Genomic DNA, 12,088 nt, shown 5'->3' with positions numbered 1-12,088 from the left:
CACTCCTAATCGTAGGTGACCCATTTTTTCTGCGCCAACAGCTGAATGCCGGTGATCGCCATGATGATAAGAACCAATGAGATGGCAACAGCCGAGCCGTAGCCTTTATCATTAAGTACAAATGACTCATTGAAGAACATGTATACGAGCGACTGCGTACTCTTCAGCGCCAGATTCGTGCGGTCGAACATCATGAAAATGACGTCGAATACCTGCAGGGCACTGATGACGCTCGTTACGGAAACAAAGAACAGTTGTGGCGAAAGCAAAGGCAGTGTGATTGAGAAGAATTGCTTCAGCGGTCCGGCGCCATCAACGACAGCCGCTTCATAATATTCTTTCGGTATTTCCTTTAAACCTGCCAACAGCAGAATCATGTTGTATCCGACATTTGTCCAGATTCCGACGATGATGATCGACCAGATTGCCACTTCAGGGTCGGTGATCCATAAGATGTTTCCGGAATAACCGATTTTATCCAGCACCGCATTCAGCAAGCCGTATTCCGAATTGAACAGCCAGCGCCAAACCATGGCCACGGCAGCCGGGGCGGCGATCATCGGCAAGAAGAATATGGTCCGGTACAGTCCGACCGCTTTTATCTTCGTGTTCATCAGTACCGCAAAGAAAAGCGACAGGATCATTGTGATGGGTACTTGGATGGCGGCGTAGAAGAAGGTATTTTTCAATGATTGCCAAAATTCAGGATCTTTCAGCATCTGCAGGTAGTTGTCCAGCCCGACAAAGGTTGAGGTGCCGAACGTACTCACACTCTGGAAGCTCATATACAGCGACTGGAACAATGGGATGACGTTCAGGATCATAAGCCCGATTAATGTTGGAGCGATAAAAAACCAGCCCCACATCGCCATCTTCCTTTTGCGTTCCTTAGGTGTCACCGTTCCTACCGTTTTTTCTTTAGGGATTGTTACATCCGATTTCATCACATTCACCTCTATATATTTGAAAGCCACTTATAGGGTTAGTCCCCATAAGCGGCCTTCTATTTTTTTTATTTTTCGCTCGCTAAAACTTCTTCAACGCCCGCGACGATATCTGCAGCGACTTCTTTAACAGTCGCTTTACCGTCAAATACCGGCATCAAAGCATTGTTTTCAACATCTTCCCAACGAGCTGTTTCTGCTGAGTAAGGCTTGATGTAGGCATTCTCCATTTGGTCCACATAGACTTGCATATTGAATTGGCTGTAGGCATTTACAAATGTCTCTTCTGTTCCTTCATAAGCCGGGATAGCTGCGCCGTTCTCGCCTTGCAGACGCATCGCTTCCTCTGTTCCCAGGAATTCAACGAATTTCAGGGCTGCTTCTTCATTATCAGTTGAAGCCGCAACGGAGTTCGCCAAGCCATTGAATATTGTTGCTGCTTGTTTGCCTTGCGGTAATGGTGCTACATCGGCATTGGCAGCCGTATAGTCATTGTTGGCCATTTCCCCTGTCATCCAAGAACCGAAGAAGCCCATTGCGCCGCGTCCTGATTGGAAGAAGGATAAGTTTGTGTTCTCTGCAAATTGACTTTGTGTCGGTGACACGCCATATTTCACGCTCAGATCCGCATACCATTGCACAGCTTCGATCGTTTCGTCCAGACGGAATCCAGATTGGGTCTTGTCATCGGACAATACGTAGCCGCCGTTCTGGAAGATGAAGTTGTGGTAGCCTTCCTGTCTGTTCAAAGGAGCCAGGATGCCGTATACGCCGTTGTCGGGATCTGTCAACGTTTGAGCAGCTGCCAACATCGTGTCCCAAGTCCAAGTTTCATCCGGATAAGCAACGCCCGCTGCGTCGAACAGCGTTTTGTTGTACCATAGTGCGATTGTATCGTAATCTTTCGGGATACCATAAAGCGCATCGTCAGCAGAATACAATTCGACCAACTCTTCTGGGAAATGATCCAAAGAAGTCACTTCACTGTTTGCGTAGGTTTCCGACAGATCCATCAGGACGCCGCCCGTTGCGTATTTCGCGATTTCGTTGGAGTGCATCCAGAATACATCCGGCATGCTTTCGCCTTTTGCGCCCGCTTCCAATTTGGTCCAGTATTGATCCCAAGGTGTCACTTCCACTTTTACGTCTATGCCCGGGTTCTCCGCTTCAAAAGCTTCCGCTATCGCTTCCATACCCGGTTGTTGGATTTTGTCCCAAATGCCGTAAGTGATGGTCACATCACCCGAATCGTTTCCGCCATCGGAACCGTTTCCGCACGCCCCTAAAACAAGTCCTGATAATAATACTGCAGCTAATGATACTTTCTTCCAATTCTTTAACATCTCTTCTCCACCTTTTCTTTTATCTATAAAATTGTATAGTTGAAAACAAAGAAACTTTTAGACCCCAGAAAAATTGCGCATGAGCTATTCAAAAACAACCAACTTGTAAACGTTTACTTGTTTTGATGTCCTTATAATACCAAATATAAGAGGCCTCTGATAGATATTCAACCATACAAAAACATGCATTTTTGTTGATTTTGAAATTATCAGCGTATATGCTCCAAGATCTTGCTGTTAAAGTAAAAAGGCCGGACCTGCCCGGAACCGGATTTACAGCCGTTGCCAAGCGGTCCGACCTTTGTTGTCCACCTTACCTTGCTATACTATTTCGTTTTGACTTTCTTTACATAAGCCCTCGGAGACATCTCCATCTTGCTTTTGAAGATGCGCGTGAAGCTCAAAGGATTTTTGTAGCCGACCTTCTCGGCGATTTCGGCAATGCTGAGATCCGTCGTTTCCAGATATTCACGGCTTTTAAAAACACGGAACTCAATCAAATATTCATGCGGTGTCCGGTTTGTCGTTTTATGGAAAACCGAAGTCAAGTAGGAATCGTTCAAAGACAGTTCCCGACTAATGTCACCGATTTGAAAATCGACATCCCGATATCTGTCTTTAATGATTTCAAGCGCCCTTTTTGTATATTCGACGCCTTTGTTGATTTTCTCGATCTGTTTGATTTCGGTGCCGTTCAGATCGTGCCCTAACAGGCTCAACAGAAGGTACAATTGCCCTTGCAACCGCAACCGCGACAAAATATCGAATGGATTGGCCGCCATGATTTCCTGCATCATCTCTTTTACTTGGCCGAAATTTTTCACATTCCCCACTGGATGCGAAACCCGGAATCCGATGGCCTCCAGCAAGGCCTCCAACTGCTCGCCTTGCATGCCGATCCAGTAATATTCCCAAGGATCCTCTTCATCAGCTTGGTAATAGGTCATCACGTTCGGATAGATGATGAAGAATTGGCCTTCTTTCAGGTTAAACCGGCTGTTGCCAATCTCGAAGTAGCCCTTACCCTTCATAATGATATGAATCAAAAAATATTCCCGGACAGTTGGTCCGAAACTATGATTGGGAGCACACTCCTCTTTTCCTTTGGTTGTGTAATAAAGGTCTCTATAATAGATTTCTTCTTTAAAAAAATCCTCATCCATTTTCATCACCTCGGTCTTTATTTCCGCTTGTATCCGCTACTCCCATTATAGAATGGTCTCCGTGCTATAGCAAACCAGCGCTTTTATCCTCAGCTAGCTTCCCACATGAAATTCCGCCCTTTCGCAATCATACATTCTCTTGTACAATGAGAAAAGATTGCCCGCATTGGGCAGATCCCCAACACCCTAAATAATCCCATACTTTTACTATAGATTTGGAGGCACCTCCCTTGAAAAAGACAATATTCTCCGCGCTGCTGCTCCTTCCACTGTTAATGCTTTCCGCCTGCAGGAGCGCTCTGCCGGGGGAAGAAGTCATGCAGAACTTGATCAACCGTTCCGCCGACCTCGACAGCTACCACCAGTTCGTCGCGTTGACCACAACGACCGCTAAAGAGGACCTGAATGGAGCTACAGCGGTGAACGAGCAGTACACAACCTCCGACGCGACGCTGTTCCCGGAAGAGAAATCCGGCTACGGAAAACGGATCGACAAGAACAGCAACTATCCTGCAACAAAATCCGATTTCTATGTGACGCCTGAAGTGGGTTACATCCGGACTGATGATACCGATTGGACCGCTTATGCCACCCCCGATGTCCCATTGGCCACTCTGCAGGTTTATCCGCTGGAGACGTTTATCGAACTCAGCCAAATCATTGAAGAATACGGCACCCTTGAACTGGATGGGGATGAGTATTTGCTGAGCTTTTCCGGCAGCGATGACGCTCTGAACAAAGAGCTCAACTACCTGTTCCAAACCCTGCCAACGGAACAGACCGATTACGAGATTGCTATCCATTTGGATGCCGAAAGCTTCTATCTGACCGAGTTCCATTACCGTTCCACAGCCATACATTCGGATCAGAAGACGACCGTCACAACGGAACTGACAGGCGAGTTTGATCTGTACAATCAAGCGCAAAAATTGAAGACAGTGCCTGATTTCAATCCAGCAGAGAGTATCGCTGAGACGGCAGATTCTTCATTTTGACAAAAAATGCCACCAGTAAGTCAATCAACATCCTATCATCAGGTTGCTGATTGACTTACTGCTGTATTATCCATATAATACACTTACACATATATTTTTTACCCCAAGTGTATTAATCAATTAATACACTTGACCGAAAAAGGCAGGTGGGAAAAGTGATTTTTGACAAAAGAAGTCCGGTCTATGAACAGATTATCGAAATGCATAAGCAGAAAATCGTCAGCGGCGATTTCCAGCCAGGACAAGAAATACCCTCGCGGAGGGAACTGGCTACACAATTGAAAGTGAATCCGAATACCGTACAGCGTGCCTACAAGGAAATGGAGGGGCTTGGTTTGATCTATACAGATGGAAATTCTCTCAGCAAAATAACGGACAGTCAATCGAGGATTCAGACATTAAGGCAAGAGACACTGGAAGATGCCTTAATGGCGTTCATCGAAACGGTAAGGACAATCGGACTGGAAGATGAGGCGATACTGAACTTGATCAAAACGCGCTTGAAGGAGGTGGACCCCAATGATTGAAATCAAGAATTTGGAAAAAAAATATGGAAAACGAGTAATTTTGGAAAATATCAGTTTTACCATCAAAAAAAACGAGGTGACTTGCCTGACGGGAATGAACGGTACCGGAAAAACAACCCTCATGAATTGCGTCATGGGCCTGGTTCCGCGCAATAACGGTTCGGTTACGATCGACGGGGAGAACATCCAGCAGCAACTGTACGAAAAAATCTCCTATATCCCTGACTCACTGACGATGCCCCGTGGGATGACAATTGCGGAGTCGATGCAGTTTATGGCTACCTACTACCCGAATTGGAATACCGCCAAAGCGGATGAATTACTTTCATTCTTCCGGTTGGAACCGGAGATGCAGCTGAAAAATCTATCCAAAGGGAACAGCGCAAAAGTGAATTTCTTGCTGGGGCTTTCCCTGGATGCAGAGTACTATTTGATGGATGAGCCTTTTTCCGGTATCGATGTCTTTGCCCGGGAGGATATTCTGGAGGTCTTCACCAGCAAATTCGTGACGGACAAGGGCGTCCTCATCGCCACCCACCATATGGATGAGGTCGAAATGTTGCTAGATAGAATCGTCATGCTGCGCAACGGTCGCGTCGTCAAAGACTTTTACGCAGAAGACGTCCGACAAAACGAAGGAAAAGCGATCATTGATGTAATGCGGGAGGTGTATCAGCCATGAAAAAGTTTTTGGAACTATGGTCATTTGAATGGAATCGCGCGAAACGGTTCTATGGCTTCCTGTTAGCTTTTGTTACAAGTCTGCAGGCTTATGCAGTCTTTCATGAATATAAATTCTGGAAAGATGGCTATGAGAGCTATAGGCAACAAGGGGTTCCTGCAATATCCGAACAGTATGTGCTGGAGTCTGGGAACATCACGATCGCAGCCGTGACAAGCAATTCATTTTTTGTTTTTTCAATCATGACGGCCGTCTTTGCGCTGCTCTTCTATTCCGTATTTATCTGGTATCAGGATTGGACTGGAAAAAATCGCTTCTCTTTACGCTTGCTCAGCCTGCCGGGCAAACGTTTCGCTGTGTATGCAGCAAAATTAGCGACCATTTGGCTCCTGATTACGGGACTGCAAGTTTGGCAAATCGGGCTTTTGTATCTTGAAGAGCTAGTCTTTTCCGGACTCATTCCGGCGGATATCTATCTGGATATTCCTTTGCAGATGGCATCGACTAGCGCTTCTCCATTATCCTTGGCTTTACCAAGTCTATTTTCCAATTATCTGCTCTATTATACTACTGGCTATACAGCGCTCACTTTAGGCTACACATTCATCTTGATGCACTTGAGCGGACGCTGGAAAGGCGTTCTCTTCGCAGGCATTCTTGCGGTCGGCCTTATTGCCGCGATGGTTCTCTTCTTGCGTACCGGCATCACGACGCGCCTGTATGCGGAAGAAAAATATTGGGTGATGATTGCCGTGAGCTTGGTTCTCTTTCTGTCCGGGACATGGGCCAATTATCGGTTGCTTGAAAAACACATCAGCGTATAGAAGGAGGACAAAATGAGAAAACAAACGATTTTATTGCTGAGCTTCCTCCTGCTTGTCGTTCTCGGGGGATTCTATGCCCAGCCACTTTTTGCAAAGGATGAGCCGCTGAAAATGGACATCCGGACGATTTTGGGTGACGATGCATTATTGGAAGGTTTGACCTATTACGGAACAGCCAGCAATCAGCAGGAGGCGACAACATTCAGTTTGGACCGTTCAGGGTTGCGCCCTTCCGAAACACAACAACAGGATGTGTTCTTTCAGGATTACGCAGATAGCGCTGTACGGGCATGGCGCACCGACTACCGTTCCTTTATGCGCGGCAAGAGTTCCTACTCAGGAAATTATGCAGATACGGAAGACCATTTGTATTATGTAGTGGAAGAAAATGATGGGTTTTCGTTGGAAATATTGGATAAAGCGAACGGAACCGTTTCGGAAAGTCTGCTTGCCTATCCGGAAAAAAAGCACAAGACTTATTATTCCGTCAGCCGTACTTTTTATCTGGATGGCAAAGTGATCCTTGAATACAGCCGTTATGGTAACTACTCTGATTATCTCAGCAGCGATATCGTGATCTATGACCCGATCAGCGGATCATTGGAAGAGCACTTTGTCTTCGAGATGCCTGAAGCTGTCTCCGGCTACCAGAGCATTTCGACAGATATTTTGACACAGGACACTCAAAAAGCCATTTTCGTGGCGCTCCGGACCGAAGAAACCGATTTGGAAGCGACTGCATATGTGTCGCCAATTATCTCAATAGCGTTCAAGCGCTACGATTGGGATACGAAGCAATGGACCGATCTTGCCAACACCCAGGATTTTTCAAAAGATAACTTGCCGTATGCAATCGAGGATGGCATCTTCTATCAGTTAAATCCGTCAGGCGGCAACTGTACCATCCAATCCCTCGACCTTATGCAGGATAAGGTATTGGAAACAATCGCCCTTGAAACCGCCGGCAATTGGGAATTCACGTCCGCTTCGGATTGGAAAATCCTCATTGCAGGCAATAATGCTGTGTTGACACAGACTTATATTGAGCCTGATCGGGCTGCACAGCTTGCAGTATTCGATATCGGGACTGGTGAAATGCTGTACAGCGGAGAAATAACCGCTTTATCCGGAACCAACAAGGAAACGGACAGCCTCTACTTTGATAGGATTGTCTACGAACCCTAAATCAACAAAAAAAGAACAAGATTCCAAATGGAGTCTTGTTCTTTTTCTTTCTCTTTAACTAGTGCTGACTTTGTTTAAGGCAACTTTTTGCCTGCAGCCATGTAGAGTGCATACCACTCGGTGCGGCTCAGCTCCACATCGGAAGCTTTGCAGATGGCTGCGATGCGCTCCGGATTCATGCTGCCGACGATCGGCTGCATTTTGGCCGGATGACGCAGTAACCAAGCGATGGCGATCGCTTCGCGTGATACGCCTTTGTCCTCGGCCAGTACTTCGATTTTTTCATTCAACTCCGGATAATCGGGATGATCGAAGAACAGCCCTTTTTTCCCGTTTCCGGCTTGGAACGGCGACCAAGGTTGGATCGTCATGTCCGCAATCCGGCTATATTCCAAAATCGACCCATCATGCATGATTGATGGAGTATTCATCATGTTCACGTTGAAACCGGCATCGATCATCGGCGCATGCGTCAGGCTGAGCTGCAATTGGTTGATCAACAATGGTTGTGCGACAACTTTCTTCAATAATTCCACTTGCATCGGATTTTGGTTGCTGACCCCGAAGTGGCGTACTTTGCCTGATTTGTGCAACACATCAAAGGCTTCCGCAACTTCCTCCGGTTCCATCAACGTATCCGGCCGGTGCAAAAGTAAAGCATCCACGTAATCGGTCTGCAGGCGTTTCAAGCTGTCTTCCACTGAAGCGATGATGTGCTCTTTGGAGAAATCGAACATGACACCCGGTACGATGCCGCATTTCGTCTGCAGCATCACGCTGTCCCTCGCGATGCCGAGTTCCTTGAAGGCTTTGCCGAAAATCTCCTCCGAAGTCCCTCTGCCGTAAATATCGGCGTGATCGAAATAGTCGATGCCGTTTTCCACTGCCGTGCGGATGACCGTTGTTGCCTCTTCATGCGTCAAAGCGTTCATGCGCATGATGCCGAGCGAAATCTCTGATGCAAAAAGCCCTGCATTGCCGATGTTTATTTTTTTCAATTGTCATACCAGCTTTCATTTCGGATTTTTTGAAAACGTTTCAATGGAATCAGTATAGCATTTTTGATGGCCTTACGTGAACTGAAGCGCATCAAAAAAGGCTACTGGATTCATCCAGTAACCTTTTTTGTATTTATGAGTAGCCATTGGCCCAGAGAATCTTTTCTCCAGCTTCCAGCGATTTTGGCACATCGATGATTGTTTGGTTGGAGCTGCCGCGAAATTTCAATGTCAGATCCCGTTTGGACAGATCGAAGCGCCCATCGACGAGCACATCCATCAAGCGCAGCAATTCCTGCTTATCCTCGGATTCTGCAGCCAGTTCGTCCCAGTAGTAACCGGTCCAGCCCCAGATGTCCTTGGTCCGGCCGAACTCTGCCCTGATCCGCTGCGCAAGACGCAGCGCGACCTTCGTGTTGAGAAAAGGTTCTCCGCCCAAAAGCGTCAATCCTTGCACATAAGGCTGACGCAGATCGGCCATGATCTGTTCCTCTAACTCGTCGGTGTAGGCAATCCCGTAGTCGAAGTTTTGGACAATCTTGTTGTAGCAGCCGGGGCAGGCGAATAGACAGCCGCTCAAATAGATGCTGCAGCGCACGCCTTCGCCGTCGACAAAGTTGAACGGTTTGTAGTCCGCCACCTTGTCCTTGCTGTATGTTTCTGCCAACCATTCTTGCGGTTGCGGATTTTTCACTTCACATCACCTAACTGTTTTAATTACTGTTCTGTCTTGCAATCCGCATGCAGATGTTTGACGCGTGCCGAAATTTCTTTGTGGCGACCGCGCACCATCGGACGGATCTGTGGATTGCCGAGATACCCGCATGTACGTTTTACGACGTCGCATGTCTGCGGATCGGTATTGCCGCATTCCGGGCATTGGAAACCGCGATCGGTCGGATTGAAGTCCCCTTCAAAACCACACTCCAAACAATGGTCGATCGGTGTGTTCGTTCCCAAATAGCCGACCTTGTCGTAGGCGAAATCCCACACTGTTTCCAAAGCTTTGGGATTTTGCTGCAGGTTCGGATATTCGCAATAATGGATAAAGCCGCCCGAGCAATATTGCGGATATTCCATTTCGAAGGCGATCTTCTCGAAAGGATTCGGATTCTTGCGAACATCATAATGGAAACTGTTTGTGTAGTATTCCTTATCCGTGATGTCGGAAATGATGCCGAATTTCTCTGTGTCCATACTGCAGAAGCGATCGGTCAAACTCTCACTCGGAGTCGAGTAGACGCTGAAATGATAACCGTATTGGTTGCCCCAAGCATCCGTTTTTTCCTTCATCTTCTTGACGATATCCAAAGTGAAGGCTTTTGCTTCCGGATTCGTTTCCCAATCTGCTCCGTAAAAGACGGTCGCCGCTTCATACAATCCGATGTAGCCCAAGGAGACGGTCGCGCGTTTGTTTTTGAATAATTCATCGACCTTATCCGTTTCTCCCAGACGTTTCCCGAAGGCTCCGTGCTGATACAGGATCGGTGCGTTCGTAGGCGTCGCTTCTTTGGTGCGCTCGACACGATAGACAAGTGCATCCTTACAGATGGCCAAGCGTTCTTCAAAGATGTTCCAGAAAGCTTCCGGATTCCCTTCCGATTCCAAGGCGATTCTCGGGATATTCAACGTTACGACTCCAAGATTCATCCGGCCGGAATTGACTTCATTTCCGTTTTCGTCTTTCCATCCCTGCAGGAAGGAACGGCAACCCATCGGCGTCTTGAAACTGCCTGTCAATTCAACAATCTTATCGTACATCAGCACGTCCGGATACATCCGTTTCGTGGCGCAAGTGATGGCCAGTTGCTTGATGTCATAGTTGGGATCCTGCGTCTCTAAGTTTGTGCCTTTTTTCAAAGCGAAAATCAGTTTCGGGAAGATTGCTGTCCGTCTTTCCTTACCCAATCCTTTTATGCGCACTTGCAGGACGGCTTTTTGGATTTCGCGAGCAAACCAATCCGTCCCCAACCCAAATCCGAGTGTGGTGAATGGTGTTTGTCCATTTGAAGTGTAGAGTGTGTTGATTTCGTACTCAAGGCTTTGCATAGCATCATAGATGTCTTTGCGGGTTTTTTCTTCGGCATAGGCGATCTGTTTCGCTTCGCCTTCCACCCAGTCCTTAGCAGTTTCCAGATGCTTCTCATAATTGAGGCGGGCATAAGGTGCCAGCACTTCGTCGACACGGTCCGCGCTGCAGCCGCCGTATTGGCTGGAGGCTACATTCGCAAATATCTGCGCCATTTGGGCAGTCGCAGTGTTGACTGAACGCGGGCTGTCCACTTCAGCATTGCCGATTTTGAAGCCTTCACGGAGCATGTTCTGGAAATCGATCAGGACACAGTTCGTCATCGGCGAATACGGTTGGTAATCCAAGTCGTGATAATGGATATCGCCTTTCATGTGGGCGTTGGAAACGTGTTTCGGCAACATTCTCAAGCCGATCGCTTTCGCGGCCACCCCGGCCGTCAAGTCACGGATCGTATTGAAGACACGGCTATCCTTGTTGGCATTCTCGTTGACGATGCTCTGATCGGCATTCATCAGGCTTTGGATGCGCAATTCGATATCCTGTTGTTGCAGCTTTTTGACTTTCTTCGTCAATTTGTAGGTATTGTAGGCTTCCGCTAATGGCAGATTTCCCATTTCAGCAAGCGTCGCTTCAACTTGATCATGGATATCATCCGTCGACACACTTTCAGTTTCTGACGCAATCAGTTTGTCTACGACCAATGCCACGACAGCATCCACATCGTAATCTGCAGCCGCTTCGTTCTGTTCAGACAAGAAACGCTCCGCTTTCTTGATCGCTTTGTATATTTTCTTGGCATGAAAAGGAACCACCCGTCCATCCGCCTTCAGCACTTGGATATTCACCGCTGTGTCATCGACTTGAAGATTCGTGCTTTCATTTAAGAAATCCGTTGGTAATGAAGCCATATTTTTCCCACTCCTTAGTTAAAAATTAACCGAACATGCAAAAAAAGCTAATAAAAAGTAAGAGGTCGTTACAAAATGAGCAAGCTTTCCTTGCGGGACGCGTTGCTCAAGTTGGATGCCTCCACTTAAAGTAGTCTCTGTTTTCGATTCTCTTTGTATACTATATATCATCCACGCAGAAATTTCCACCACAATATATAGTGTTTCAAACGGAAATACACCTATCGCCAGCAGACACATTTTTTCTTTTTGGTCAATAAGAAAATGCCCTTAAAATGAATTGTTTGCTATTTCCTTATCAGACTCTCACATACATAGGCTGAACAGAAACAATAGTCAAATAAACTCAACTTATCTGTTTCGATTCCCGAACAATGCTCCTAATATTAAATATTAAAAAAAATGTTAAAAAACATATAAAGTACATAAAATCAATAGAATTTACTGTACTTTGTAAAAAAAAGCAGTTATACTATGACTTGTCACA

11 protein-coding genes are annotated in these 12,088 nt (G+C 46.6%); 5 read left to right on the top strand and 6 right to left on the bottom strand.

The window, feature by feature from the left end; translation table 11 throughout:
* Positions 1-5: 5 nt before the first annotated feature.
* The 3 genes from BLV66_RS12910 to BLV66_RS12900 all read right to left on the bottom strand — a co-directional run bounded on the left by BLV66_RS12910 (position 6) and on the right by BLV66_RS12900 (position 3,450).
* Positions 6-872 carry a carbohydrate ABC transporter permease gene (locus tag BLV66_RS12910; protein ID WP_218131855.1) on the bottom strand — a complete coding sequence of 289 codons (867 nt, stop codon included), beginning with the start codon at positions 870-872 and terminating at the stop codon, positions 6-8.
* Between the two features lie 140 nt (positions 873-1,012).
* Positions 1,013-2,287, bottom strand: coding sequence for an ABC transporter substrate-binding protein (locus tag BLV66_RS12905; protein ID WP_086986612.1), 1,275 nt, complete (start codon positions 2,285-2,287; stop codon positions 1,013-1,015).
* Between the two features lie 326 nt (positions 2,288-2,613).
* The gene (locus BLV66_RS12900) at positions 2,614-3,450 is read right to left on the bottom strand and encodes an AraC family transcriptional regulator (protein WP_176974273.1); all 837 of its coding nucleotides are present in this window, start codon (positions 3,448-3,450) and stop codon (positions 2,614-2,616) included.
* Between the two features lie 230 nt (positions 3,451-3,680).
* Here BLV66_RS12900 and BLV66_RS12895 point away from each other — a divergent pair, with 230 nt between their 5' ends.
* The 5 genes from BLV66_RS12895 (at position 3,681) to BLV66_RS12875 (ending at position 7,663) form a co-directional block, all read left to right on the top strand.
* Positions 3,681-4,445: a DUF6612 family protein gene (locus tag BLV66_RS12895; protein WP_086986610.1), complete on the top strand. Its 765-nt coding sequence runs from the start codon at positions 3,681-3,683 to the stop codon at positions 4,443-4,445.
* Positions 4,446-4,600: 155 nt separating this feature from the next.
* Positions 4,601-4,972, top strand: coding sequence for a GntR family transcriptional regulator (locus BLV66_RS12890; protein ID WP_245826701.1), 372 nt, complete (start codon positions 4,601-4,603; stop codon positions 4,970-4,972).
* Complete coding sequence (locus BLV66_RS12885; protein ID WP_086986609.1) at positions 4,965-5,654, top strand: ABC transporter ATP-binding protein; 690 nt, start codon at positions 4,965-4,967, stop codon at positions 5,652-5,654. The genes BLV66_RS12890 and BLV66_RS12885 overlap by 8 nt, the downstream gene beginning before the upstream one ends.
* Positions 5,651-6,478, top strand: coding sequence for a hypothetical protein (locus BLV66_RS12880; RefSeq protein WP_086986608.1), 828 nt, complete (start codon positions 5,651-5,653; stop codon positions 6,476-6,478). The genes BLV66_RS12885 and BLV66_RS12880 overlap by 4 nt, the downstream gene beginning before the upstream one ends.
* A 12-nt stretch (positions 6,479-6,490) precedes the next feature.
* Entirely contained in the window at positions 6,491-7,663 is a 1,173-nt protein-coding gene (locus tag BLV66_RS12875) for a hypothetical protein (RefSeq protein WP_086986607.1), read from the top strand.
* A gap of 74 nt (positions 7,664-7,737) precedes the next feature.
* Here BLV66_RS12875 and BLV66_RS12870 read toward each other — a convergent pair whose 3' ends face one another.
* From BLV66_RS12870 to nrdD, 3 genes are all read right to left on the bottom strand, one after another.
* Positions 7,738-8,661, bottom strand: a complete 924-nt coding sequence (locus BLV66_RS12870) for an aldo/keto reductase (RefSeq protein ID WP_086986606.1) — start codon at positions 8,659-8,661, stop codon at positions 7,738-7,740.
* Between the two features lie 133 nt (positions 8,662-8,794).
* Positions 8,795-9,355, bottom strand: coding sequence for an anaerobic ribonucleoside-triphosphate reductase activating protein (gene nrdG, locus BLV66_RS12865; protein WP_086986605.1), 561 nt, complete (start codon positions 9,353-9,355; stop codon positions 8,795-8,797).
* Between the two features lie 23 nt (positions 9,356-9,378).
* The gene (gene nrdD / locus BLV66_RS12860; protein ID WP_086986604.1) at positions 9,379-11,601 is read right to left on the bottom strand and encodes an anaerobic ribonucleoside-triphosphate reductase; all 2,223 of its coding nucleotides are present in this window, start codon (positions 11,599-11,601) and stop codon (positions 9,379-9,381) included.
* Positions 11,602-12,088 lie beyond the last annotated feature (487 nt).

The sequence above is a fragment of the Trichococcus collinsii genome (assembly GCF_900107505.1).
GTDB classification, from domain to species: Bacteria; Bacillota; Bacilli; order Lactobacillales; family Aerococcaceae; genus Trichococcus; species Trichococcus collinsii.
This window is presented reverse-complemented; position numbering and strand designations above follow the sequence as displayed.